Origin of the sequence: Pseudarthrobacter sp. BRE9, from assembly GCF_031844305.1 — a bacterium.
GTDB lineage: Bacteria > Actinomycetota > Actinomycetes > Actinomycetales > Micrococcaceae > Arthrobacter.
In genome coordinates this window covers 410,856-436,117 of sequence record NZ_JAUZUY010000001.1, presented here as the reverse complement: position 1 = coordinate 436,117, position 25,262 = coordinate 410,856, and the positions used below count along the sequence as shown (strand labels likewise).

The 25,262-nt window shown below is 65.3% G+C and carries 24 protein-coding genes and 1 tRNA gene; 17 read left to right on the top strand and 8 right to left on the bottom strand.

Translation table 11 applies throughout. The annotated features are described in order from the left end of the window. The first annotated feature begins 30 nt into the window (after nt 1-30). The 5 genes from Q9R31_RS01960 (at nt 31) to Q9R31_RS01940 (ending at nt 8,160) form a co-directional block, all read left to right on the top strand. Nucleotides 31-519, top strand: coding sequence for a PTS sugar transporter subunit IIA (locus Q9R31_RS01960; protein WP_018769223.1), 489 nt, complete (start codon nt 31-33; stop codon nt 517-519). Between the two features lie 103 nt (nt 520-622). Continuing rightward, nucleotides 623-1,528 carry an SURF1 family protein gene (locus tag Q9R31_RS01955; RefSeq protein WP_311261080.1) on the top strand — a complete coding sequence of 302 codons (906 nt, stop codon included), beginning with the start codon at nt 623-625 and terminating at the stop codon, nt 1,526-1,528. Next, entirely contained in the window at nt 1,525-2,034 is a 510-nt protein-coding gene (locus Q9R31_RS01950; RefSeq protein WP_311261079.1) for a DUF3817 domain-containing protein, read from the top strand. Before Q9R31_RS01955 ends, Q9R31_RS01950 begins: the two co-directional genes overlap by 4 nt. Before the next feature lie 114 nt (nt 2,035-2,148). After that, nucleotides 2,149-3,738 (top strand): glutamine-hydrolyzing GMP synthase, encoded by a 1,590-nt coding sequence (guaA, locus tag Q9R31_RS01945; RefSeq protein ID WP_311261078.1) that lies wholly within the window; start codon nt 2,149-2,151, stop codon nt 3,736-3,738. A 129-nt stretch (nt 3,739-3,867) separates the two neighbouring features. Continuing rightward, the gene (locus Q9R31_RS01940) at nt 3,868-8,160 is read left to right on the top strand and encodes a DUF4011 domain-containing protein (protein ID WP_311261620.1); all 4,293 of its coding nucleotides are present in this window, start codon (nt 3,868-3,870) and stop codon (nt 8,158-8,160) included. 26 nt (nt 8,161-8,186) lie between these two features. Here the strand turns inward: Q9R31_RS01940 and Q9R31_RS01935 are convergent, their stop codons facing one another. From Q9R31_RS01935 to Q9R31_RS01925, 3 genes are all read right to left on the bottom strand, one after another. Beyond that, complete coding sequence (locus tag Q9R31_RS01935) at nt 8,187-8,933, bottom strand: RcpC/CpaB family pilus assembly protein (protein ID WP_311261077.1); 747 nt, start codon at nt 8,931-8,933, stop codon at nt 8,187-8,189. Between the two features lie 125 nt (nt 8,934-9,058). Then, the gene (locus Q9R31_RS01930; RefSeq protein ID WP_311261076.1) at nt 9,059-9,334 is read right to left on the bottom strand and encodes an FmdB family zinc ribbon protein; all 276 of its coding nucleotides are present in this window, start codon (nt 9,332-9,334) and stop codon (nt 9,059-9,061) included. Nucleotides 9,335-9,444: 110 nt separating this feature from the next. Beyond that, on the bottom strand, nt 9,445-10,065 hold the full coding sequence (locus Q9R31_RS01925) for a 5-formyltetrahydrofolate cyclo-ligase (protein ID WP_311261075.1): 621 nt from the start codon (nt 10,063-10,065) through the stop codon (nt 9,445-9,447). A gap of 105 nt (nt 10,066-10,170) precedes the next feature. Between Q9R31_RS01925 and galU the strand changes: the two genes are divergently transcribed. The 5 genes from galU (at nt 10,171) to Q9R31_RS01900 (ending at nt 15,811) form a co-directional block, all read left to right on the top strand. Continuing rightward, nucleotides 10,171-11,076 carry a UTP--glucose-1-phosphate uridylyltransferase GalU gene (gene galU, locus Q9R31_RS01920; protein ID WP_311261074.1) on the top strand — a complete coding sequence of 302 codons (906 nt, stop codon included), beginning with the start codon at nt 10,171-10,173 and terminating at the stop codon, nt 11,074-11,076. Nucleotides 11,077-11,080: 4 nt separating this feature from the next. Continuing rightward, on the top strand, nt 11,081-11,701 hold the full coding sequence (locus tag Q9R31_RS01915) for a GNAT family protein (RefSeq protein WP_311261073.1): 621 nt from the start codon (nt 11,081-11,083) through the stop codon (nt 11,699-11,701). Nucleotides 11,702-11,806: 105 nt separating this feature from the next. After that, nucleotides 11,807-12,739, top strand: a complete 933-nt coding sequence (locus Q9R31_RS01910; RefSeq protein ID WP_311261619.1) for a hypothetical protein — start codon at nt 11,807-11,809, stop codon at nt 12,737-12,739. Between the two features lie 131 nt (nt 12,740-12,870). Continuing rightward, a tRNA-Ala gene (locus tag Q9R31_RS01905) sits at nt 12,871-12,946 on the top strand. 816 nt (nt 12,947-13,762) lie between these two features. Beyond that, on the top strand, nt 13,763-15,811 hold the full coding sequence (locus Q9R31_RS01900; RefSeq protein ID WP_311261072.1) for a S8 family serine peptidase: 2,049 nt from the start codon (nt 13,763-13,765) through the stop codon (nt 15,809-15,811). 10 nt (nt 15,812-15,821) lie between these two features. Here Q9R31_RS01900 and Q9R31_RS01895 read toward each other — a convergent pair whose 3' ends face one another. Both Q9R31_RS01895 and Q9R31_RS01890 read right to left on the bottom strand, forming a co-directional pair. Then, complete coding sequence (locus Q9R31_RS01895; protein ID WP_311261071.1) at nt 15,822-16,025, bottom strand: hypothetical protein; 204 nt, start codon at nt 16,023-16,025, stop codon at nt 15,822-15,824. Beyond that, nucleotides 16,022-16,147: a hypothetical protein gene (locus Q9R31_RS01890; RefSeq protein ID WP_311261070.1), complete on the bottom strand. Its 126-nt coding sequence runs from the start codon at nt 16,145-16,147 to the stop codon at nt 16,022-16,024. The genes Q9R31_RS01895 and Q9R31_RS01890 overlap by 4 nt, the downstream gene beginning before the upstream one ends. A gap of 580 nt (nt 16,148-16,727) precedes the next feature. Between Q9R31_RS01890 and Q9R31_RS01885 the strand changes: the two genes are divergently transcribed. From Q9R31_RS01885 to Q9R31_RS01870, 4 genes are all read left to right on the top strand, one after another. Continuing rightward, nucleotides 16,728-16,877, top strand: coding sequence for a hypothetical protein (locus Q9R31_RS01885; RefSeq protein ID WP_311261069.1), 150 nt, complete (start codon nt 16,728-16,730; stop codon nt 16,875-16,877). A 96-nt stretch (nt 16,878-16,973) separates the two neighbouring features. Beyond that, a complete protein-coding gene (locus Q9R31_RS01880) occupies nt 16,974-17,753 on the top strand; it encodes a hypothetical protein (protein ID WP_311261068.1) in 780 nt (259 codons plus the stop codon). 159 nt (nt 17,754-17,912) lie between these two features. Then, complete coding sequence (locus tag Q9R31_RS01875) at nt 17,913-18,212, top strand: DUF4193 domain-containing protein (protein WP_311261067.1); 300 nt, start codon at nt 17,913-17,915, stop codon at nt 18,210-18,212. Nucleotides 18,213-18,390: 178 nt separating this feature from the next. Further along, nucleotides 18,391-18,663 carry a hypothetical protein gene (locus tag Q9R31_RS01870; RefSeq protein ID WP_311261066.1) on the top strand — a complete coding sequence of 91 codons (273 nt, stop codon included), beginning with the start codon at nt 18,391-18,393 and terminating at the stop codon, nt 18,661-18,663. A 64-nt stretch (nt 18,664-18,727) separates the two neighbouring features. Here the strand turns inward: Q9R31_RS01870 and Q9R31_RS01865 are convergent, their stop codons facing one another. After that, nucleotides 18,728-19,357, bottom strand: a complete 630-nt coding sequence (locus tag Q9R31_RS01865) for a TMEM175 family protein (RefSeq protein ID WP_311261065.1) — start codon at nt 19,355-19,357, stop codon at nt 18,728-18,730. A 150-nt stretch (nt 19,358-19,507) separates the two neighbouring features. Here Q9R31_RS01865 and Q9R31_RS01860 point away from each other — a divergent pair, with 150 nt between their 5' ends. Both Q9R31_RS01860 and Q9R31_RS01855 read left to right on the top strand, forming a co-directional pair. Then, nucleotides 19,508-21,985, top strand: coding sequence for a PEP/pyruvate-binding domain-containing protein (locus Q9R31_RS01860; protein WP_311261064.1), 2,478 nt, complete (start codon nt 19,508-19,510; stop codon nt 21,983-21,985). A 114-nt stretch (nt 21,986-22,099) separates the two neighbouring features. Then, entirely contained in the window at nt 22,100-22,252 is a 153-nt protein-coding gene (locus Q9R31_RS01855; protein ID WP_311261063.1) for a hypothetical protein, read from the top strand. A 76-nt stretch (nt 22,253-22,328) separates the two neighbouring features. Here Q9R31_RS01855 and corA read toward each other — a convergent pair whose 3' ends face one another. After that, nucleotides 22,329-23,324, bottom strand: a complete 996-nt coding sequence (corA, locus tag Q9R31_RS01850; RefSeq protein ID WP_311261062.1) for a magnesium/cobalt transporter CorA — start codon at nt 23,322-23,324, stop codon at nt 22,329-22,331. Continuing rightward, nucleotides 23,325-23,819 carry an Lrp/AsnC family transcriptional regulator gene (locus tag Q9R31_RS01845; RefSeq protein WP_311261061.1) on the bottom strand — a complete coding sequence of 165 codons (495 nt, stop codon included), beginning with the start codon at nt 23,817-23,819 and terminating at the stop codon, nt 23,325-23,327. It abuts the gene before it with no gap. Between the two features lie 169 nt (nt 23,820-23,988). On the opposite strand from Q9R31_RS01845, the gene Q9R31_RS01840 reads away from it, so the two are divergent. Then, entirely contained in the window at nt 23,989-25,248 is a 1,260-nt protein-coding gene (locus tag Q9R31_RS01840) for an MFS transporter (RefSeq protein ID WP_311261060.1), read from the top strand. Nucleotides 25,249-25,262: the final 14 nt, after the last annotated feature.

Below are 25,262 nucleotides of genomic sequence, written 5' to 3'. Positions count from 1 at the left end.
GCCCCGCACTGCTGACTGAAGGGATACGCCTTGGCGGAACCACTGGACCCGTATGACGCCCACCTCACCACTGCCGACATGGTGATCCTGGAAATGGAAGCGAAGGACAAGACCGACGCCACCAACCAGCTGGCGGAACGGTTGCACGCCGCCGGGCGGATCTCGGATCTTGACGGGTTCCTGAAGAACGTCAATGCACGTGAGCACCAGTTGGCGACGGGGCTCCCGGGCGGCATCGGGCTCCCGCATGCGCGCAGCGAATTCGTGTCCCAAACCTCGATCGCGGTCGGGATCGCCAAGTACGGCCATGCCCTGGACTTCGGCGCGGCAGACGGGCCAGCGACAGTCATCCTGCTGATTGCCACGCCGGCCAGTTCCTTTTCGGACCACCTGGAAGTGCTCGCCACCCTGGCACGGTCGCTGTCCAAGGAATCCTTCCGGGAGTCGCTGCGGCGTGCCTATGACGCCGAAGTGATCGCCGAGCTCATCAACTCAAGCCTGGTGTTCTTCGACCACTAGGTTGCCCGAACCACCAGGCATGCCCGGCCCTTTCCCGGCCCTTCCCAGTCCGGGCGCCCTTCGTGTTTAGTTGTTCTACAAGAGTACGAAGTACGGTTAAGACGTGTGGAAATCAGCCCTTAAGCCCCGATGGATCGCAGGCTTTGTCTTTGCGATCGCGCTCTCCGGGGTCTTTGTGCTGCTCAGCCAGTGGCAGTTCGGCCGTTCCACCCAACCCGAAATGCCCGTCAACCCGGCCACCGAACAGGTCCAGCCGCTGACAGGCACGCTCCGGCCGGGTGAGTTCTTCCACGGCAGCGTTGCGGACCAGATGGTCACCGCCCAGGGAACCTACAGCCCGGACAAACAGGTCCTGGTTCCCGGCCGGCTCCACGACGGAAAAAGCGGCTACTGGGTGGTTTCGGCCTTTGCCGTCAACGGCGCCCCGACACTGACCGGGGCCGCCGCAACACCCCAGACCTGGATCCCCGTGGCACGCGGGTGGGTGGCGGAACCCCAGGACGCGGCAGCACCGCCGTCGGGCCTTGTTGAACTGACCGGACGCCTGCTGCCGTCCGAGGCGCCGGTGGCAGGGAAATCGCCTAGGCCGGGGGAGGCCTCGGCGGTCTCCGTGGCCGAGCTCATCAACTACTGGGACGTGAGCAGCTATCCGGGCTTCGTGTCGGCCACTGCAGAGGTGGTGGGCGGCCAGGACGTCAGTGCCGCCGCAGTACCCGGAAGCCTCCTGCCGCTGGACATCGGCCCGCAGCCGCCGGCACAGCACATCAACTGGCTCAACCTCTTCTACTCCATCGAGTGGGTCGTCTTCGCCGGCTTCGCCCTCTTTATATGGTGGCGGCTGGTCAAGGATGACTATCACCGGGACCTCGAAGAGGCCCTCGATGACGCAGAAGATTCCGCCGCCGACGAGCGGCACGAACCGCACCAGCCACAAGAGCACCAGCGACCCCAGCAGCACCCTGACCAGCCCCAGCAGCCTGACCAGCACCAGCAGAAGGTACAGCCATGATTGATCCGAAACCGGCCACCCCGTCAGCACAGGCCCCCGGCGGCAAAACGTCCGGCAAGAAGCGCCGCTTCGGCGGCACCGAGGCGCAGATCCGGTCGGCCCTGAAGTTCTATAAAGTCATGGCCTACCTCACCGGCACCATGCTGCTCCTGCTGTGCGCTGAACTCGTGGCCCGGTACGGCTTCGGGCAGTACCTGTTCGCCGGCGGCACCAACGCAGTGACCGGCCAGCCGTTCGGCTTCGGGTTCGCCGACGCGGAGCCGCCGGGAGTGCTGAACGGCATGAACGTCTCCGTCACGGTCCTGATCGTGCACGGCTGGATGTACGTCGTATACCTGATCTCCAACTTCCGGTTGTGGTCGCTGATGCGCTGGCCTTTCCTGAAGCTGGTCCTTTTGGCCCTCGGCGGCGTGGTGCCGTTCCTGTCCTTCATCGTGGAGAAGAAGTTCCACGCCGAGGTGGAGGCCGAGCTGGCCGCCAACCCGCAGGCCCCGCAGCGCTACTGATCCGCTTGGCTGCCCGGCCCTGCGTGAGGCGGCCCGCCGCCGTCGTACGTCTGCTGCGTCACAGCGCGGCGTCTCAAGGTGCGCCGGTGCAAGGGCGGCAAGTAGGCTATTACGGTGACTACTCCCACTGCATCCCAGACTTCCCAGAAGCCGGTGCTGGTTGTTGATTACGGTGCCCAGTACGCGCAGCTGATTGCCCGCCGCGTCAGGGAAGCAAATGTGTATTCGGAAGTGGTTCCGCATACGTACACCACCGAGCAGCTCCTGGCCAAGAACCCCGCCGCCATCATCCTTTCCGGGGGGCCTTCAAGCGTTTATGCCGACGGCGCCCCGAGCGTGGGTGCCGACCTCTTTGAAGCCGGCGTCCCCGTCTTTGGCATCTGCTACGGGTTCCAGGCCATGGCGAACGCCCTGGGCGGCAAGGTGGACAAGACCGGCCTGCGGGAGTACGGCTCCACGGAAACCACCATCCTCGGTGACGGCCGCTCAGTCCTTGAAGGCATGCCCCAGCACCAGAAGACCTGGATGAGCCACGGTGACTCCGTGCATGAGGCACCTGCCGGATTCGACGTCCTGGCCACCACGGCCGGCGCCGAGGTCGCGGCGTTCGCCAATGAGGAAAAGTGCCTGTACGGCGTTCAGTGGCACCCGGAGGTCAAGCACTCGGACTACGGCCAGCAGGTGCTGGAAAACTTCCTCTTCAAGGGCGCCAAGCTCGAGCCCAACTGGACAACCGGCAACATCCTCGAAGAGCAGGTGGAGCGCATCCGCCAGCAGGTGGGGGACGCGCGGGTCATCTGTGGCCTCTCCGGCGGCGTGGACTCCGCAGTGGCGGCAGCCCTTGTCCAGCGCGCTGTAGGCGACCAGCTCACCTGCGTGTTCGTGGACCACGGTCTGCTGCGTGAAGGCGAAGCGGAGCAGGTGGAGCGCGACTTCGTGGCCGCCACCGGCGTGAAGCTGTACGTGGCCAACGAACAGGAACGCTTCCTCTCGGCGCTGGCCGGAGTCAGCGACCCGGAAACCAAGCGCAAGATCATCGGCCGCGAGTTCATCCGTGCCTTTGAAGAAGCCGAACTGGCCATCATTGCCGAGGCCGCTGCCCACGGCGAGAAGATCAAGTTCCTGGTCCAGGGCACCCTGTACCCGGACGTGGTCGAGTCCGGCGGCGGAGAAGGTGCCGCGAACATCAAGAGCCACCACAACGTGGGGGGCCTTCCCGAGGACCTGCAGTTCGAGCTCGTTGAGCCGTTGCGCGCCCTGTTCAAGGACGAGGTCCGCGCCGTGGGCGCCCAGCTGGGCCTGCCGCAGGAGATCGTTGGCCGCCAGCCGTTCCCCGGCCCCGGCCTGGGCATCCGGATTGTCGGCGACGTGACCAAGGAGCGGCTGGACCTGCTGCGCAAGGCAGACGCCATTGCGCGCGCCGAGCTCACGGCAGCCGGTCTGGATAACGAAGTCTGGCAGATGCCCGTGGTCCTGCTCGCGGACGTCCGCAGCGTGGGTGTCATGGGCGACGGCCGCACCTATGGCCACCCCATCGTGCTTCGCCCCGTCTCCTCCGAGGACGCCATGACAGCCGACTGGTCCCGGTTGCCCTACGATCTCCTGGCCCGGATTTCGAGCCGGATAACCAACGAGGTGGAGGGTGTCAACCGCGTGGTGCTGGACGTCACCAGCAAGCCGCCGGGAACCATCGAGTGGGAATAGCATCCTAAGTGGCCGGCCTCCGCCAGCGGGGGCCGGCCACTGCTTTTCCCGGATGAATCCTCGGCAATTTCCCGTGCTCCAGTGTTGCGGTCTCTCAAGTCCGGCGCCGAACCGGCTACTCTCGAATCTATGCCGGTATGGTCCAGGGCGTCACGTGCAAGCGCAGAAAAGAAGGCAGAAGTGTCAGTTGGTCAAGGCCACCCGGAAGGCTCGGAAGAGCTTCGTAAATGGCTCTCCGGGCTTAAACCCGTCACCGGCGCGGACACGATGCTCCGCTTCACCAAGACACCCGAGGGCTCCATCGACCTCACTTCGGCGCACCCCTCCGGGCTCGCCCAGCTCATGGCCGGGCGCCGCACACGCCTGTCCACGCTGATCCGTGACAGGCAGCAGTATGTGGTGGCGGCGAGGGCTTCGCGCAACATCCGGTCCAAGATCTTCGAGCTCGCCAACGACCGCGGCATCGATGCCGGGTACTTGTCCGCGGGCACCGTCGTGTGGACGTCCGCCGTCGGGGGCAAACCTCAACGGGTGTCCGCACCCATCATGCTGACCGCCATCTCCCTCACGGTGCGGCCGGGGGAGGACGACTTCGAACTGCAGCTCACCGAGCAGGCGCACATCAATCCCGCCCTGGTGCGCCACCTGAAGAACATCCACGGGATCGTCTTCGACGTCAACGCCGTGACCCGCCTGGCCTACAGCACCGCCCGGTTCGACCCCCAGCCCGTCCTGGACCGGCTGGCCACCCTGATCCGGCCCATCCACGGCGCCGAAACCCAGCACAACCTGCTCGTTTCCACCTTCGCCGACCTTTCCGGCAACCTCGACGACCCCTGGATCAACGACTCCCATCCCATCGTGTCCGCGTTGGCGACTGCCGCCGGCGGCGAAGTGGTGGACGTCAACGAGCCCGACCCGTCCCGCTTCCCCCACCTGGACAACAGGCATCCCAAGGATGAGCTGTTGCTGCTGGATGCCGACACCGACCAGCAGTACGTCATCGACGCCGCCCGGGCGGGAGACTCCCTGGTGGTCAGCAGCCCGCCCGGCACCGGGCAGACCCAGACGGCCATCAACACCATCGGTGCCCTGGTGGACGCGGGCAAGACCGTCCTGGTGGTGGGTGACCGCCGGGCCAGCCTTAATGAGGTCTCCGGCCATCTCGAGTCGCTGGGGCTGGAGTCCATCCTGTTCCAGCTCTCCGGAAACGTGACTGCGCAGCAGCTGAAGGGCCAGTTGGTCCGGGCAATCGTCCGCAACGAAAAGTCGCTGGAACCGCAGCTCGGGAACCTCCACAACACCCTGGTCGAACACCGGCACGCGCTCATGGACCACGTGGCGTCGCTCCACAACGTCCGCGACCGGTGGGGCTGCTCGCCCTACCAGGCCATGCAGTCACTCGCCGAGCTCACCTCCATCCACCCCGCGCCGGCCACCACCGTCCGGCTCAAGCGCAGCGTTCTGGACAGCATCCGGGACCGCGAGGAGCTGGCCGGCCGGCTCCGGCGCGCCGCGGAACTGGGCAGCTTCAGCAAAGCTGCCACCACCAGCCCCTGGCACGGCGCCCGGCTGTTGACCCGCAAGGAAACCGAGGAAGCCCAGGACCTTGTCCGCTCCGTCGCCAAGAGCCTTCCCCTCCTCCGGGACCGCATGGACGCCGTTGCGGAGCACGCCGAAATCCGCCTGGGCGAATCGTTCGCCGAGTGGGGTGAGCAGCTGGAACTGCTGGTCGCCGTCCGCGGAAGCCTGGACAAATTCACCCCGGACATCTTCGACCGGCCCGTAACGGACCTGATTTCCGCCACGGCGCCGTCTGCGTGGAGGCGTGAGCGCGGCATCGAGTTGACCGCCATGCAGCGCTCCAGGCTGCGCCGGGTAGCCAAGGAATACGTGCGCCCGGGTGTACACATCGCAGACCTGCACTCATCCCTGGTGCTGGTCCAGGAACAGCGTGCCCTGTGGGCGGACTACGCCACCACGCAGCGGCACCCCGCCGTTCCATCCGGCCTGGCCGAAATGAATGCCATGTACCGGTCCCTTGCCGGCGAGCTGGAACAGCTGGGCGAGGCGCTGCGGCACACGGAGGATGGCGGGTCCCTGGCGACCGTTCCCTACGCGCAGCTGATGGAACGCCTGGAGCGGCTGGTGGCGGACACCGATACGCTCAAGACCCTTCCCGAACGCACGCTCCTGATCGAGAACATGCGCGAACACGGCCTGGGTGAACTCCTTGCCGACCTCGCCGAACGGGAAGTCCCGGAAGGCTCCGTTGCCGCCGAACTGGAGCTGGCCTGGTGGCAGTCCGCGCTTGAGGCAATGATCAGCGGTGACGACTACCTGGCCATGTCCGACGGTGACGCCCTGCGCCAGCTTGAAGCTGAGTACCGGCTGGCGGACAACGCACACGTTGCCAGCGGCGCCGCACGCCTGCGGTGGGATCTGGCAGAGCGGTGGCGCACTGCCATCGCCGCCCAGCCGCGCCAGGCCGACCTGCTGCGCAGCCTGCTCAAGGACGGCCGGGTGTCCCTGCCGTCCCTCACCGCGCAGGCTCCGGACCTGATCGGCACCCTGGTTCCCGTCTGGTCCGTCAGCCCGTACCTGATGACGGGCCTGCTTCCGGCTGAGCAGCACTTCGACGCCGTCGTGATCCTTGATGCGGAAGCCACGTCCCTGCAGGCTGTCCTGCCCTCGATCGCCCGTGCACGGCAGGTCATTGCCTTCGGCGATTCACGCATTGCCACCCCACGGACCTTCACCGTTGGGGTGGAGCGGCTGGCACCCGGCGAGTCCGCCCACCAGCGCGTGGAAAGCGCCTTCACCGCACTCTCTGCCGTGCTTCCGGTATGGCGGCTCAACGTGGTGTACCGGGCGGTGGACGAGGACCTGGTCCTTCAGCTGAGCAAGAACTTTTACGACGGCGGCCTGCGCCGGCTGCCCGAAGGCCAGTCGGCCACGGGGCTGGACCGGTCGCTGCTGGTGGAATACCTGCCCGACGGCACAGGCCTTCCCAGTGCCGATCACGAAGGCGTGGAGTCCGTGGTTGCTGAAGTCAACCGGGTGGTGGAACTGGTCTTCGAACACGCCCGCCTGCGTCCGCGGACGTCCCTGGCCGTGGTCACTGCCAGCCTGCGGCACGCTGCCAGGATCGGTGAATCCATCAGGCTCCAGCTGTCCAACCAGCCGGGCCTGGCCGGTTTCTTCGGCGCCGGGCCGGAGTCTTTCCGTGTGGTGGACCTTGAACGCGCCCAGGGCCTGGTCCGCGACCACGTCATTTTCTCGCCCGGATTCGGGCGGACCCCGCACGGCCGGGCACTGCACAACTTCGGTCCCCTCTCCGCCGAGGGCGGCCGGGAAAAGTTTGCCTTGGCCATGACCCGGGCACGGCGTTCCATGCACGTGCTCACCTGCTTCCGGCCCGAGGATCTGGACCAAACCCGGCTCACCCACGGGGCTGTGGACCTCTACACGCTGCTCGACCGGGAAATTTCGGGCAACACCGATCTCGGCACTCCCGCATCCCGTGCCGCCGCGAGCGAACAGGCGCTGGGAGCGGACGCGCTGGTGGCCGATCTGGGGGACCGGCTGCGGGCGCGCGGCGCCAGGGTCTGGCATCAGTACGACGGCGCCATCGACGTGGTTGCCGCGGCGGACCCCCTGAACAACATGGGCCAGGACGACCATGACCTTCCGCGACCGGTGGCCATCGAATCCGACGGCACCGGGCAGTACCGCACCATGAGCGTGCGTGAGCGCAGCAGGCTGCGGCCGCAACTGCTCGAACGCCTGGGATGGCGCTACATGCCGTTGTGGACCATCGAGGTCTTCACTGACCCCTCGTCCTGCGCGGACCGCATCGCCGGGTACCTTGGCCTTGAAAAGCTGGTGCTTCCGGACCGGACAACGTCCTCCACCGGCTTCCTGGACGACGACTTCAACCACGCACTCCATGGGATCGACGGGACGCCCTCTGCGGGAGTCTCCTACCTGCCCTCGGTGGGCGGCGGAAACCGAAACAGCGAGGGCGGAAACCGCCGCCAGGAAGACGGCAGCCGAGGCAGGCGCGCCCACGACGTGCGGGAAGAGGGTGCCGTGACTACAGAAGACAGGCCTGGCGAAGACAGGCCCGAGGAAGAAATGCGCCAAAACAAGAACGCAGACCAGAACAAGAACGCAGACCAGAACAAGAACGACGGCCAGGACGAGAACAACCACCAGGACAGCGGCGGGACCAAAGCAGGTCCTGACAGTGCCGTTTCCGCGGATTCCGCGGCAGCCTCCCCGGCCGCCCGGGCAGCAGCGGGTGGCGGTGAAGAGATCCTCCCAAGCAAAGCGGCCGAAGACGACGCCCGCAGCTGGGGTGACCGGGAGGACGATCACGATACCTGGCTGAAGGAACAGAAGCCGCCGCACTGGGGTTGACCACCACAACCTGGGCGCGCCTGGGATCAGGGGTGCCCGACCAGGACGAAGAACAACCTGCCCTGGGTGGAGGCTCCTGCAAGGCGTGATGACTGTTCCGCGGTCGCTGCCACCACGATCAGTCCATCCGTCTCCGTCGCGCCAAGCCATTGTCCGCTCTGGCCGCCCCTGTTCGAGGTCCAGAGCACGGGGACGGCAGATGCCAGCACCTCAGAGGGACCCCGCTGGTCGAACCCATTGGCCGATGTCAGCACCACGTTGACCAACTGGCCGGGGGAGACCAGCTGGATGGACGAGGCATCGGCCATGCGCAGGGGGACCGCGGCCGAGCCGGGAGGCGTGCCTGCGAGGAGACCGGGGCCCAACACCTGGGCGTCGGTGAGGAGCTGGCCCTTGCGCAGCGGCGCGGCGAGCTGCTTGCCTGTGGCTGCGGCGCCATCCCTGAGGAAGCCGTCGGAGACCATCCCTGGAGGCACCTGGACGCGCTCGAGGTCGGCCGCTGATAGAGCTGTTCCGGCGGGCAGGTCGCGGGCAGCGGCCAGCGCGGTGACGGTGGAGATTGGGGCCGGAGTGAGCTGCTGGACAGCGATCGCTGCAGCAGCGCACAAAAGCAATGCCGCCGCGAGGCGGCGGTTGCGGCTCAGCCAGGCGGCAAACCGGGAGGGCAGGGAGCGCTTTCCCGGACGGAGCCCGATGTTACGCGTGCTGCCGGCACTACGGGCATTCCCGGGAAAGCGGAGGCCGTCACGGCGACGGCGGGGGAGTATGGGCATGGCGCCCACGCTAATTGCAGCCAACGCCGCAGGGGAGCCAGGACGACTGCTATGTGGACAAAGGCGGCCGGACGCTGCCTAATTTCGCGCTGGAGGCGCCGGCCGCCGTCGTAAGACCTGCTTGGCTAGTTGGCAGCAGCTGCTGCCGGCGCCGAAGCGGCGGGGGCGGCAGCGGGGGCGGCTGGAGCCGCGGCCGGTGCGGGAGAGACGGCGCTGCCCTTGGAGTCGCGTGAGTCGGTGCGGTAGAAGCCCGAGCCCTTGAAGACGACGCCGACGCTGTTGAACTTCTTGCGCAACGTGCCCTCGCATTCAGGGCAGGACGTCAGGCTGCTGTCCGAGAATGACTGGACAATGTCGAAGGCGTGGCCGCAATCCTTGCAGGCGTAAGCATATGTTGGCACTGGTGCTCCTCCTCTTGGGCAAACGAGAGGTCCCGTGCTGCCATTGGTAAACCATTAGCAGTCGCAGGGCCTGAGTGCTAATTCTATCACTGCGCCCGGACGGCCCGGGCTCAGGCGCTGCCCGCCAATCGCCGGTAACCGGACGGAGCCAGGACGGCCGGGACTGGCCGGTCGAACTCCTCGGCCGGAATCCGGCCGGCGGGCAGCAGTTCATCGTCGTAGATAACAGCGGCCAGTGGAATTTCCTTCCCCGCCGTGGCAAGGTGCCCCAGGAACTTGTCGTAGTACCCGCCGCCCTGGCCGATCCTGTTGCCGGTGAGGTCCACGGCGGTGGCCGGAATGAAAAGCATCGTTGCCCCGCCTGCCGTCTCCGGTCCGTGCCGCTGTCCAGCGGGTTCCAGGATCGGCGCATATTTGCTGCGCTCGAAGCCGGTGTCCGGCGTCCAAAACACCCAGCTCAATTCCCGGCCGGGTTCGCACACGGGAAGCAGCACCTCGTGCCCGCTGTGGTGCAGGGCGTTAATCAGGGGCAGGGTGGGCGGTTCGTGTCCCACGCCCAAGTACACGCAGGCGATCCCGGGGCGTTTTCCGGTGACCGACCCCGCCCACGCGTCGCCGTGGGTGGCCAGGGCCGCACCGGCCGCTTCCAGTTGCGCCGGCGACAGGGCTGCGCGCCGCCGCCGGTGCGTGGCCCTGATATCGTCCTTGACCGCGTTGGTCTCCTGCAGCATAGGTGTCCTTCCTGCATTGCCCGGTATTCGGGTTTTTCCCGCGCCGGTGCGGTGCCTGCCGCGCCGGTGGTTACTGAAATGCATGACTGACGCTAGATTAGTCCGGTGAACACCAGTAACCCCAGAGTCCGCAAAGCCGTCATTCCCGCCGCGGGCCTGGGCACCAGGTTCCTGCCTGCCACCAAGGCCATGCCCAAGGAAATGCTTCCCGTCGTGGACAAGCCTGCCATCCAGTATGTGGTGGAGGAAGCCGTCCACGTGGGCCTCCACGACATACTGATGATTACTGGCCGCAACAAGCGGGCCTTGGAAGACCACTTTGACCGTGTTCCGTCCCTTGAGTCGACCCTCCAGGATAAGGGGGATACGGAGAAACTTGCCTCCATCCAGGCAGCCAGCCAGCTTGGCGACATCCACTATGTCCGGCAAGGGGATCCCCACGGTCTCGGCCACGCGGTACTCCGCGCAAAGCAGCATGTGGGTGAGGAAGCCTTCGCTGTCCTGCTGGGCGATGACCTGATTGACGCCCGCGACGAACTGCTCAGCACGATGATTGAGGTCCAGGCGAAAACGGGAGGGTCCGTCGTCGCCCTCATCGAAGTGGAACCCTCCCAGATCAGTGCCTACGGATGCGCGGACATCCAGGAAATCGACGGCGAAGACTATGTCCGCGTCAACCGCCTGGTGGAGAAGCCCTCCCCGGAGGAAGCGCCGTCCAACCTGGCCCTGATCGGGCGCTATGTCCTGCACCCCGCCGTGTTCGGTGTCCTTGAGCACACCGAGCCGGGGCGCGGCGGAGAAATCCAGTTGACGGATGCCCTCCAGGAACTTGCGTCCGCTGACGGAGCGGGAGGCGGGGTGTATGGCGTTGTGTTCCGGGGACGGCGCTACGACACCGGCGACAAACTCAGCTACCTCAAGGCCTGCATACAGCTCGCCATCGACAGCGATGACCTGGGCCCGGGCCTGCGGGAATGGCTGCCAGGTTTCACTGCGGACCTTTCCCGGTAACGCCATGCGCAGTGGTCCCATCTGGCCGGTCACCCTGGAATGCGGCGACCTGGTCCTGCGGCCAATCCGGTACCGCGACAAAACGGAATGGATGGCGGTGCGCTCGCGGAACAGCGAGTGGCTGCAACCATGGGAGGCCTCCAATCCGGATCCTTCCGGTGGGCTGCCCGATTACCGGCACATGGTCCGGTCGCTCAAAACTCAGGCCGCCCAGGCCACGGCCCTGCCTTTCCTCATTACCGAGTGGAGGCCGGGCCTCAGGAGCCCCGCCATCGTTGGCCAGCTGACAGTGTCCTCGATTGTCTGGGGTTCGGCCATGATGGCAACCCTTGGGTACTGGGTTGACCAGGAGCGGGCCGGGCGGGGGATAGCGCCGACCTCCGTGGCGCTGGTGACTGACCACTGCTTCCGTGCCCTGGGGCTGCACCGGATGGAAATCAACATCCGGCCCGAAAATGGTCCAAGCCTGCGGGTGGTGGAGAAGCTGGGGTTCCGGGACGAGGGGTACCGGCCCCGCTTTCTGCACATCAACGGTAAATGGGCTGACCACCGTTCGTTCGCCCTCACGTCGGAAGAAGTCCCTGGGGGCCTGCTGGGTCCCTGGCTGGCTTCCCGCCGGTCATAAATCCAACGGTTTGCCGTTGCGGGCACGACACACCGCGGGTAATGCGGCCTGAGCAGGCATGATGCTCATACGGTTTTGAGTGTGGACTTCCCCCTTAGCAGCTCAGTGATCCTTGTGGTTGCCGTCGCGCTCTGGATTGTTTGGGTTGCCCCTTACGTCCTCCGGAACCGCAGGCACCAGTTCCAGCCCGCCGGCGAGTTCCGGGCAGACGCCCCCGCCGATGAGGGGCCGGATCCGCACCCCGGCCTGGTCTTGAACGTCGCCGCCCAGCAGGAGAAAGCCATGGAACCCAGGAAGAGTCCGGCATCTGGTGCCGGCACTGCCAGCACCCCACCTCCGGCCCGGTTCCGCATCCGCTATGGCCGGACCGCGTTGGCGCTTGTGGGATTACTGTCCCTGGTTGCTGCCTTTATCTCAGGTGTCCTGGCTGCCTTCGGTGTTGGCTCACCTGCCCTTCCGATCCTGTGCACGTTGCTGACTGTTGGGTCGGTGGCGCTGCTGCGTTCCCTCGCCGTCCGCGACCGGAAGGCAAGAGTCAATGCGGCCTTCCGCTCGGCCATGAGTGCGCCTGCACGCCGTCCCGGGACGAGCGAAGCGCTTCCTCCGAAGCCTGCAGCTGCGCCGGCGCGGCCGGAAAGCCCGCTTTTCGACGCCGAAGCGGGCGCGGCAGGGGAGGCCAAAATCCAGCGACTGACGGCGGTTGAACTCCGAGAAGCCGCCCTCGCCGTCGCTGTGGCTGCCGGTGACGCCAGTGCTGCAGAGGCAGCTCCAGCCACCCCTGCGGGAACCCCCTGGGAGCCCGTGGAAGTCCCCAAGCCTGTTTACGTTGAGGCAGCCAAGGCGAAGCGCCCTGAGCCCGAGCCGCTTGAACTGCCTGATGCCCCCAAGGCGGTCGGCAAGCCGTCCCTGAAGAAGGGGGCCGCCGGGGTGCAGGCAGCAGAGGCCATGGAAGCCCAGCAGCTGGGCGATCAGCAGTTGACCAAGGCGCAGAGCGCCCTGAGCAACCTCGACGACGTTTTGCAGCGCCGCCGCGCATAAGGCCCGACGGCGGCACGCATCTTCCGTGCACATGGTCAGCGTGCCAATTGGCATTGGGCCGGGAAAATTTGTAGCCTAGGGACACCGGTTCCGCACCGTCCTGAAGCATATGGCAGGATGCGGCCACTTCCGGGGCTATAGCTCAGTTGGTAGAGCGCTTCGTTCGCATCGAAGAGGTCAGGAGTTCGAATCTCCTTAGCTCCACCATTTGCGTTGGTTTTCCGGCCTCGCCGATTTCTGGATAAACACCTTGGTAACACTTTGGGGCAGTTTTGTGATGGTGTTCAGGGCGGGGGACGAGTGTCACAGCGAAATCCCAGGGCAGCGGTTGCCGCATCGCCGCTCGATTGAAGCCCGCTGAACCTCTCCGTTCTGGAGGTTCTGGAAGTTTTCAGGGCGGCGAATCTGACATCTGCGCGGACGGTGAAACTCAATACAAAGCCGCTGTGAGGCATTCTTAGCGCCGGGCGAGCAAGAGGGTCCTCACGCCTTTCGCCGGCCACATCTGTAGCGATACGGTACGGGATGCTGCAGGGGATCTGGGAGGCCGCTTATCTGGATCTACGGCTGGAAGCCAACCGGGCCGACGACAAGTGGCCCTCCAAGATCTACGCCTCCGTCGCGCCCGCCGACGACGCCCGGACCGGGGGAGCCGGACTTCCTTGGGTTTGGACTTATCGTTGTGGCTACCTTCGTGACGGCGACTTGGCAGGTGGCGACAGCAACCGTCTGCAATGGAGTCCACCTCGAAACCTTCACCTTGGGCATCGGTGATCGTTTTCATGCCGGGTCCTGTGCGGCGCCGGCCGAAGTTGGCGGGAAGCTTTAGCCGGATACGTTTTTGGACTGGCAGCCACGCTCGTTGTAGACGCCGCCCGGCGGCGATCTGGACCGGCGCTGTCCGGCATCGACGCTGCGTCCGGCACTTGTTGCTTAAGTGGTCTTGAAACCGGGTACAGCCTTAGTAAGCTCGCTGCTGGATCTGGGAGGCCAACGGAAGTGAATCTGCGCATGAAGACTGGCATGACCAAAGGACGCACGCACACAAGGGCCTTGGGGTTGGTCCTGGCCGCCATGATCTCCGGTTCTGCCATGGCGCCGGCCGCCGAGGCAGCAGACAAGCCGGTCCTTCCTGGCCCCTCGACCGCAGCGAAAACCCCGGACGCCCAGCTGCCCACCGACCAGTTCATCGTGAAGTTCAAGCCGTCCGTTGCCCATAGCACGGCAGAACGGGAGAAGACCTACGCGAAGGTTTCCAGCGTTGCCTCCATCCGCGTCAGGGAGATCAAAGCCACGGCCAGTGATGCCAAGGTCGTCAAAGCAGGCCGCAAGCTCTCTGTGGAGGAGTCCCGGCGCGTGCTGGATAGCATCGCCGCGGATGACACGGTTGCATCGGTGGAGCCTGACGTCCTCATGCGTCCGTCGTCCACACCCAACGACACCTACTACTCCAAGCAGTGGGGCCTGTCCGATCCCAACGTCGGGATCCGTGTTCCATCGGTGTGGGATAAAACCACGGGGACGGGGCAGATAGTGGCGGTGATCGACACCGGCATCACGGCCCACAGCGATCTCAACGCTAATGTCATTGCGGGCTACGACATGATCGCCGATGCGACGTCTTCAGGCGACGGCGACGGCAGGGACGCGGACGCCTCCGACCCGGGCGACTACCAGGCCCCAGGTGCCTGCGGTTCAACCTCATCCACCAACTCTTCCTGGCACGGTACCCACGTCGCAGGGATCATCGCCGCCGTCGCCAATAACAGTGAGGGCGTGAGCGGCGCGGCTCCCAGCGTAAAGATCGAGCCGGTACGCGCACTTGGTGACTGCGGCGGCTACCTCTCCGATGTGGCCGACGGCATCACATGGGCTTCCGGAGGAACCGTCAGCGGCGTTCCCGCCAACGCCAACCCGGCGAAAACCATCAACCTGAGCGTCGGTGGAACGTCCGCCTGCCCGTCCACCCTGCAGGGTGCCATTGACGGGGCCGTCGGCCGCGGCTCCTCTGTTTTCGTGGCTGCCGGTAACGAGAACCAGCCGGCCGCAAACAATGCACCGGCGAACTGCAACAACGTCATCACGGTTGGCGCCACCAGCCAGACCGGGGCCAGGGCCTCGTACTCAAATTTCGGCACCGCGGTCGACGTCGTGGCCCCGGGAGGCGACACAGGAGCCGGGATCCTCTCCACCTACAACGCCGGGACTACGATCCCAGGTGCAGAGGCCTACGGCTACCTGATGGGTACGTCGATGGCCTCGCCAATGGCAGCCTCGGTCGGCGCCCTGATGAAGGCTGCTGATTCCTCCCTGACACCAGCCAACATCGAAGCGAAGCTCAAGGCAACGGCCAGGCCCCTTCCGGGGGCCTGCTCAGGAGGCTGTGGCGCCGGTCTGATCGATGCCTCGTCCGCCGTCGTCTTTGCGGCCCCGCAGACGCCGATTGCCGCCAAGGCAGCGTCTCTGAACGGGGCCCTTGGGACGGCCACGACCGGAGAGGTCTACGGGCTACGGGACAACGGCGGCTACCAGTGCTTCGAGCACGGATGCATCCTGTACTCGCCGGCGTCCGGGGCGCATGTCTCAACCGGCGCGATCCGCAGCCTCTGGGCAGAGACCGGATTTGAGAACGGCGGCCTCGGCTACCCGGTCACCGATGAAGTCGCTGGGCTACGGGACGGGGGCGTGTACCAGAACTACCAGGGCGGCGCCATCATCTGGTCACCAGCCACGGGAGCGCACATCTCAGTTGGCGCCATCCGCGGGGAATGGGCGGCATCAGGATTCGAGAGCGGCCGCCTGGGATACCCGGTGACCGACGAAGTCGGAGGTCTCCGGGACGGGGGTGTCTACCAGAACTACCAAGGCGGCGCCATCATCTGGTCGCCTGCCTCAGGAGCCCACATGTCCGTCGGCGGCATCCGCTCCATCTGGGCCTCCACAGGGTTCGAATCGGGACGCCTGGGCTATCCGACAAGCGATGAGTACGCCACGGGTAATGACGGAAGTGTCGCCCAGAACTACCAGGGCGGCGTCATCCACTGGAGCCCGAGCGGCGCCTACATCTCCTGACAACATTGGGTCACATAGGCTCCTGACCATGGACGACTTCGAGGAATTGGTGGGGGACCTCAAAGCTGGGGCCGAGCGACGCCGGCTGCGGTTCCTGGATGCCACGTTCCCCGGGGACCCGGCGGTCATCTTCCACTACGGCCGATCGGCCGGTGAACAGCTGATCCAGTTCCTGCTGGCCGAAGGCGTTGAGCCAGGCGCCAAGGACACTCACAGGCTCATTTCGTTTCGAGACCAGACCGCTCTGCGCGGTTCGGCGTCACTGGGGTCAATGGCCAGTTCCGGATCGTACAACGTGGACTTCACCCAGGCAAGAAAATCATCGGTGTCAGCCATGCGATCAGTATGCTCCCGCAGGTCTCACAGAAGACACTGTCAGCGATCCTCAATGCCTTGCCTCACAGGCCGGGTCTGCAATATTAGTGCCGGCACTACTATAAACCGAGAGGGGCGATTGATGCCCATGGGGTTAGCTGCCATTCGAGAATGACGACGCGCTGGACTGGCTGGACGAACTCGAAGCCGTCACTCAGACCGCCAGGCGCAGCAGAACCTCAACAACCGCTGGAAGGGTGCCAGACCGATGCCCAGAATGTGGATGAGCGGGTGTTCGCTGTCACAGTAGGGGCGATGTAGACGCTTCCCAGGGGTTAACAGAGGTCAAGGGAAGGAGTACCTTCTGATTGGTCACCTCAACACAGCAAAGGACCCCCACGTGCCTTGACTCGATCCGTGGAGGTCCTTCCATAGCTGCGCCGCACATTGGGGGAACGTGTATTGCTGCTTTGGAAAAAGTAGTACAACATATGCCACTTTCCAAAATCGGTTCCCTGTGCCGTTTTCGATTCCATAGGGCACCGCATTCCATATAGTGGCAATCGTCCGTGTCCTTTGTCAGGCCGAACCTGGCCCAGCTGTGATCCTCGACCGCAAGATGGGCCGCAGCCTTGAACGGCTCTCCATGGACTGCGCACTGCCTGCCAGCCGGCGGTTGCAGCAGATGGCCAATGGCAACCGGGCTGATAAGGAACGTTCCCGACCTGAAGACGACCAGGGCGATGGCTAATGGCCGGGCCGTCAGCGAATCGGAGATCATCATCCTGTGCTGCCCGTAGTCGGGAAACGTCTTGACGCCGGAGAGCGGCTGGAGGACTCTTTGCCCATGAATGACGAGGGGGAGGAGAGGCGTGAGGCCGTCCGGTGGGTCAGCTGGACCGCAGGGCTATTCGTGTTGGTGCTGTTTTTTGCTCTCGTGGACCTGAGCGTCCCGCTGTTCTTCCAGTCCCGACCGGAGTTCTACGAGGGCTACCTGCTGGAGACAGGCTGGGGTGTCCTGTTCACGTTCTTCGTCGGAATACCGCTCTGCGTCCTCGGTTGCCGCCCAGGGAGCGCCTCAGCGGCCTTGCTGCCGGTTGCAGCAGTGACCGCTGTGCTTGCTGCCGCCATGGCATCCGCCCGGCCCGGGCACCTGTTGATAGTTGCGGGTCTGCTGGTCCCTTCCGCCGTTAAATTCCTACCGGATGGGAGTATCGAACTCAAGGCACTCCTTAAGGTCGGCAGGCTCCATAGGCCCACACTTGTCATTTCGGTCGTCGCTCTTCCTGCTGCCGTATTGTTCGCCGCCGAGATGGCGACGACAGCGCGGGAGGGGCGTGCTCCTGTCGATTTCACCTGGGATTTCGACCACTGGCCGATACAGGCTGCCGCAGCATTGGTGATCCCTCTGGCTGCAGCGGTCCTTTCGTTCAGGCTTCCGGGCTGGCGTCCCATGGTGTTCATCGTCGCTGCGGGAGCTGCCTGGTTCGGAACCGTGAGCATCGTCTACCCGGACCATGCGGGAAGCCTCGGCACGGTCACCGGCTGGACATCTATTATTTGGGCGGCAGTGCTCGCCGCTTCGGCTTTCCACAAATGGGCGCAGCCACGCTCCATTCGTCCGTGAGCACCCCCCCCGGGGACAGCCAGTCCGGCCCTGATCCGCAAGCTTGCGGAGTTTAGCGGACCTCGGCTTAGCGCCTCAGTCCGCCCGCTGTGGAATAGCGTCGACATGGTATATGTTGCAGTCGCCGACAAACCATCAACAGAAAAGAGAAGTACCTCCGTGGCAACTGACTACGACGAACTGCGCACTGACGTCAAGGAATCCCAGAACGACTCCCTGGAGGCCCTGAAGTCCGCAAAGGCCCCGGATGCGAAGTCGGTCGTGCTGGAGCTCGACGAAGCCGACGTGCTGGATGGGCTTACCCCTGGCGGCGAATTCATAGCCGAAGAGCTGACCGTCCAGGTCATCCCCCAGGCCGACGATGAATTCACCTGCTACTCCTGCTTCCTGGTCCGGCACCGCTCGCAAAAGGCGCGCGAGAAGGACGGCCACGGTTACTGCGTCGAATGTGAAGCATAAGCGGTAAGGAGCAGGTCCGGCGGCATCGTGCACGTCAGCCCGATGCCCCGGACGACAAGCTGACTGGCGCACCGTGATGCTCGCCTCCTTCGAGCCGGAGAGGGAATACCAGGGTCTGTTTCGAGCTTGTATCCAGTGAGGCGCCGACCGCTGGCTGCCTTGCTCGAAAGGACCCTCTTTGCCTATAGCTTTCATCCCCTTCTCCATGCGCGCCTCCGTCCGTGAGGACCACCGCCGCACCTTCCGCACCGACATCGAACGGCTGTCCGACGGACATCTCCGGTGGACGCCCCTGGACGTGCTCAGGTCAACGAACACCCAGGCCGAATTCCGCGGCGCCGTCCACAAGGGCCCGCACACCGCCACCGATGCGAGCCTGGCCCGCTACCTGGAGGACCGCCTCGCCGCGGAGAACATCCATCTCGACCTCAGCGTCACCATCGAGCGGTAAGCCGATCATCCACGCCCCGGACCACTGCTGGTCCGGGGCTTTCCTGTATCAGCTGTTGCCTGGGCTAATCCTGCCGGCGGTGCGCATTCGACTGATCGTTGATATGCCCGGTCTGATGGGCGTGACGAACGTATTGCTCTACCCGCCGGTCGGGAACAAGCCAGATCAGCGCCACGACTGTATAGACGGCGATTCCCGCCAGCGGCTGGACGGTTGCCAGCGCGATGCCCAGGATGTAGATCAGCGGTGACGCTTTGCCTTTCCAGTCCCGGCCAAGGGCCCTTGCAAGCGGACCGCTCCTGCCTTGTTCGCGGATGAGGGATCGCTCCAGGACGTAGAACGCGACGGCAGCGCAAAGGAGGTTGACTCCGTAGATCAGCACCGGGACCTGGAGGAACCCTGATTCATCCATCCAGCGCGTGGTGAACGGAAACAGCGAAAGCCAGAACAGCAGGTGCAGGTTGGCCCACAAGATTGCTCCGTTGACCCGGTCGGCAAGCTGGATCAAGTGGTGATGGTTGTTCCAATAGATACCGACGTAAACGAAGCTGAGCAGGTAGCTGAGCAGGGTTGGCAGGACCTCGGCCAGGCCGTGCCACGTTGGATCTTCCGGTATGCGCAGTTCCAGCACCATGATGGTGATGATGATGGCAAGCACTCCGTCGCTGAAGGCCTCCAGCCGGTTCTTGTTCACTAAGGTTCCTTCCTGGAGAAACTTCATGCAGGTTGCGGGCGGCATTGGCGTCCCGCCGTGACAGCATATCCACCGGCACTCAGTTGTGCGCCGGCGGCCGTGGGCCTAGCTTGAAGGAAACACTGGACGGGAAACGTCAGGAGCCCAGGGATGGATCATCAGACCGTAGGTCCCCTGGAGGAATTCGGGGCGCGGGATCTGGCCATGGCCGGCGGGAAGGGTGCCAACCTCGGCGAACTGGTGCGGGCCGGTTTCCCGGTGCCTCCGGGGTTTGTGATTACGACGGCGGCCTACCGTACCTTACTGGGGGAGGCCGGGCTGGGTGCGTCGCTGACGGCATTGCTTGCGGCTGATGCGCCCGCCGCTGAGTTGCGGCAACTTCTCCGTGCAGCCCCAGTCCCCGGGCAGCTCCGCGAGGGCATCGCTGCGGCTTATGCGGCGCTGGGCAGCGGCCCGGTGGCTGTGCGTTCCAGCGCCACCGCCGAAGACCTGCCGGGCGCAGCGTTCGCGGGACAGCAGGATACTTACCTGAATATCCTTGGCGAGAGCGCAGTGCTGCGGGCGGTGATTGATTGCTGGGCCTCCCTGTGGACCGACCGGGCTATCTCGTATCGCCAGCGGCAGGGCATCGAGGCCAGGGGCGTGGCGATGGCGGTCGTCGTACAGAAGATGGTTCCGGCAGATACCGCCGGCGTCATGTTCAGCGCCAACCCCGTGACGGGCGAACGCCGTGAAATTGTCATTGATGCCGGCCCTGGCCTGGGCGAGGCCGTGGTTTCAGGAGAAGTCACCCCCGACCGGTACGTCCTGGACCTAGCCGGCAGGTTACGCGGCTTCATCCCGGCCGGCCATCGGATGGGTGTCCTGGCCAAAAGCCAAGGCGGCACAACGACGACCACATCCGGGGTGCCGCAGGCCAGGCCGGGCCTCAGCAGTGCGCAGCTGGCCGAGCTGGCGCGGTTGGCTGTGCGGGCGCAGGGCCATTTCGGCTGCCCGCAGGACATCGAATGGGCCATCGCAGACGGGCGTATCTACCTGGTCCAGGCCAGGCCCATAACGGCCCTTCCCCCGCAGCCGTTGCGGCTCAGCCCCTTCCAACGGCTGGTTGGACCCTTCTTCCTGGAAATGTTCCAGGTCCGTCCCTACCCGCTCGATGTGTCCGGCTGGATGCAACGCGGAATCCTGGCCATGCTCCATGGCATGGCGGGCAGCGTCGGCGTCTCGTTCCCGCCTCTGCAGAAGCTGTTGCCGGAAGAGGACGGCGTGGTGCTCCGGCTGGTGCCGCCGGTACCGAAACCCACGGTGCGTACATTGGCCGCGCCGTTTTCCCTGGTCCGCCGGGCCAGACGTTACGATCCGGCCCGATGGACTAAAGACCACCGTTTCGCGGCGTTTCTGGCCGGCATCGGGCGGCTCAAGGCGCAGGACCCCAGGGCGCTTCCCTGGCAGGGAGTGATTGCGCTCGCGGAAGACGCCTTCGCCACCATGCGCGGCATCACGGAGCTGAGGATCTCCTACCTGCCAGCGGTGTTTCTTTCCCAGCTGAAGCTGCGCCTAATGCTTCTGCTGCTGGGCAAGCGGAAGCTTGCCCAGGCTCTGATCGCCGGGGCGCAGACCCGCACCAGCCAAGCCAACGGTGCCCTCGAACAGCTGGCTGCCCAGGTCCGGTCCAGTCAGGAGCTGACCCGGCTCTTTACCAGACTGCAAGCGGGCGAATTGCTGGGCGCCCTGGAGCAGGGACAGGAGTTTGCGGACTTCCGTTCGTCATTAAGGGAGTTCCTGGCCGAATACGGCCACCGCGAAACGGTAAGCGTAGTGCTCAGCAGTGCACCCACCTGGTCCGACGCCCCCGACGTGGTGCTCGCGCTCATCAGCTCCATGACAGGCGACCGGCCGCCGTCGACGGACCAGACCGGTGAGGCGGTTCAGGACCTGATGCGGCATCCGGCGCTGCGCATCCCCGCACTCCGCCGACGCCTCTTGGCTGACGTCGCAACAGCCAAGGCAGGGATGGCATTCCGGGAAGACACACACTTCTACGCAACAATGGTCCTTCCACCGCTGCGCCGGTCACTGCTGGACTTGGGCAGGCGCCTCACGGAGACCGGGGTTCTGGCGGAGCCGGGGGAGGTCCACAATCTGCGGTTCGAAGAACTGTCCGCAATGCACGACGGCGGCGCGCTGCCGGCCGCCGACCAGGAACGCTACCGGCGCCTTGTGCTGGCCAGGGCCGCCAAACGGAGGGAGTTGGAGGGGATCCCGCTGCTTGAGCCCGGCTCCTTGTTCACCCGCTCCAGGTCCGGAAAAGGCGCCCTGCTGAGCGGCACGCCGGCCAGCCGTGGCCAGGCAAAGGGAACGGTGCGCATCATCCGCGGCCCGGAGGAATTTGGCTTGCTGCGCAGCGGCGAGATCCTGGTGTGCCCCTACACCAACCCATCCTGGACCCCGCTGTTCCAGCGGGCTGCTGCCGTTGTGGTGGATCTCGGGGGCATCGGTTCCCATGCTGCCATTGTTGCCCGCGAGTACGGCATCCCGGCCGTGATGGGCACGGGCTCCGGTACCAGGACACTCGTGGACGGCCAGACAGTGATCGTGGACGGCAGCGCCGGACGCGTCACGGCGGCTTGACCCCGGTAAGGTATGCGACGGCACGTGGCCATTCCAGGCGACACCGCAATACCCGCAGGCAAAACGCAGCCGGATGCGCCGCACGGTCCGAGGGATCGGGCCTAGAGTGGGCCCATGGGAATCATCATCGGACTTCTTGTCATCTGGCTCATCCTGTCCATCGTCGGTTTCGTGGTGAAGGGCCTTCTCTGGCTCGCCGTCATCGGCCTGGTCCTGTTCGTCGCCACCGGCGTCTGGGGCTGGCTGAAACGCAGGACCAACGCCTGACCATCATCCGACTCCCGGACCGGCAGCCACAGGCCCCCGGGGAGGGGCAGGCGGTCCAGGAAGCGAACCGCGCGCCCTAGAGCCAGCCTTTTCTTTTAAAAATGCCGTACATAAGGCCCCCGGCAGCAACCATGAGGACCAACGCCAGGGGATAGCCGAAGGACCAATGGAGTTCAGGCATGTTGTCGAAGTTCATCCCGTAGATGCCGGCAACGAATGAGGGCGCAAACAGGATTGCCGCCCAGGATGAGATCTTCTTGACCTGTTCGTTCTGCTCGGCACTGGCCTCGTTCTGCCGGTTCGCGGTCAGGGTGCCATCCAGGGTCAGGGCGTTCTGCAGCAAATCCCGGAAAGAGTCCGCCCGCGAAATCACCCGTTCAACGTGGTCTTCCACGTCGCGCAGGCTGTGCCGCAGATCGCTTTCCACTTCGTACTTTTCAAAGCCGCGCTTCAACTGGTCCAGCATCTCGGGCAGGGGGTGGATGGCCCGCTGGAACTGGATGACTTCGCGTGCCAGTTCGTAAATCCGCCGGGACACCGAGGAATCGCCGCTGAACAGCTGGTCCTCAATTTCGTCAATGTCGTTTTCCAGCCCCGCCACCACCGGCGCGTAGTCATCCACTACCCGGTCCAGCAGGGCGTAGAGCACAGCCTCGGGCCCATGGCGGAGAAGGTCCGGCCGTCCCTCCAGCCGCTGCCGCACCCTAGCAACGCCTGCGGTTTCGGCGTGCCGCACCGTCACCACAAAGTTCTTCCCGGTGAAGACGTGGAGTTCGCCGAACTCCACGGTTTCGTTCGCATCCACGTACCGGGCGGGCCGCAGGACGGTGAAAAGGTTGTCGTCGTAACGCTCCAGCTTGGGCCTCTGGTGGGCCGAAACAGCATCCTCCACGGCAAGTGCGTGGAGCCCGAACTCGGTGGCCACCGCAGCCATTTCGTCTGCGGTGGGCCGGTAGAGACCGATCCATGCCATGCCGCCGTGCCGGGCCAGGGTCTCAAAGGTCTGCTCAAGGCTGTCAGGCTCTGCGTGGCGGACGCCGTTGACGTAGACGGCGTTATCGATGATGGTCATTCAGGAAATCCTAGCCGCCGGAGCTGCGGCACTGCTGAGCCCGCTGATGAGGGGCTCGGTCCGGTACGGGATATGGGTGTGCAGGGCCAGAACGGTCTCCGTCCGGATGACCCCCTTGATCCTCAGCACCTGCCGCAACGACGACTGGAGGTTGTGGGTGTCCGTTGCCACCACCCGGCACCAGACGTCGCCTCGGCCGGAGATCTCGTGGACTTCCAGGACCTGCGGTATGAGCCGCAGCGCTGCCACGACACCGTCGAGCTCGCGGTGCGAAACCTCTATGGTCACAAAGGCCACCACGTCATAGCCCACCGCCTCCAGGTCAACCTCGCGGCCGCCTGGACGCAGCACCCCGGCGCGCAGCAGGCGGCGCACGCGTGACTGGGCCGTGTTGCGCGCAATGCCCAGGGATTCGCTGAGCTCGCCGATCTGGATCCGGGGATCCCGGATGAGGGCCAGGAGAATCTTCAGGTCCGTGGGGTCCAACTTGTTCACGATCGTCACTCTCCATCATTCACGGATTCAAAAGTTGATGATTTTGCTCAATTATCCCTTCCACGTCGCCCTATATGGAGCAACGGTGACGCACTCTTGAACCATCACAGTTGTATCCGCGCCGGGCTCCCACAAGGACAACCTGCCGCGGCGACCCTAAGGCGGCACAATGACGGTCTTCAGCGAACTGCGCATGCGCCCGGCGAAGGCCACGGCCGCCGGGTGGAATGCCACCACGACGGCGCGGCTTGTGATTTCGGGGGCGGTCATCTTCATGCTCCTGGTGGGCGCCAACCTTGCCACGCCGCTGTACCCCCTGCTGCAGGCCAACCTGGGGCTGTCCAGCCTTGAGGTTACGGCGGCTTTCGCCAGCTACGTCCTGGCCTTGGTGGGGACACTACTGCTGGCCGGGCACTGGTCTGACCATATTGGCCGGCGGGCCGCCCTCCTGGTCGCTGTCCTGGCCGGACTGGCGGGCGGCTGGATTTTCGCCGAAGCAGGCACGCTGGTTGCCCTGTGCGCCGGGCGGGCACTGCAGGGAACAGCAGTTGCGCTTGCTACAGGCGCCAGCGCAGCCGCACTGCGTGAACTTCTACCGTCCCGGCCCGAGTGGGCATCGCGCTTTACGCTGCTGGCGTCCTCCGGGGGAGTGGCGGCGGGCCCTGTCATCGGCGGACTGCTCTCGCTGCTTCCCGGCGCCACCACGGCTCCGTACGTCGTCCACTCGCTGCTGCTTGCCGGGCTCCTGGTGCCGCTGTACCTGATCCGCGCACGCCCGGCCATCATGGTGCCGGCGGTGTCCCGGCCGCTGTACGCCCTTGCACCGCGCCGCCCTTCCGTGTCCCGCCAGGCGAGGGGAGCTTTCTGGCTGGCGTCCGGCGTCGGCTTCCTGAGCTTTGCCGTGTTTGGCTTCTCCCTGTCCCTGGCTCCGGGCTACTTCGCGCAGGTCCTGGGCACGGACTCCCGTCCGCTGATTGGTATTCTGGCGGGTCTGCCGTTGGGTGCGTCAGCCCTGAGCCAGCTGCTGACCCTGCGTGGCCGCCTGGCCGTTCCCGCCGGACTGGCAGTCCTCGGCGTCTCCGTCATGCTGCTGGGTGCCGCCGGGGCATGGCACAGTCCAGTGCTGCTGGTGGTGGCTGCCGTGACCGCCGGCCTGGGGCAGGGCACGGCCTTCCGGATCGTGTTCAACGACGTGGCAGCCAGCGTGGAGCCGGCCCGCCACGCCCAGATCATCAGCACCGTTTACGTCATCACCTACCTGGGAAGCGCCGTTCCGGTCCTCGGCCTGGGATGGGCCAGTGCCGTGTCCGGCATGGCCGCAGCCGTGCAGGGCTTCGTCCTGCTGTGTGGCATGGCGGCACTCGCCCTGTCCGCCGCGACGCTCTTCGCCACGATCACCCGGCAGGCAAAGCAGCGGGCCGGCGCCTGATCAAGCGCCGCGCC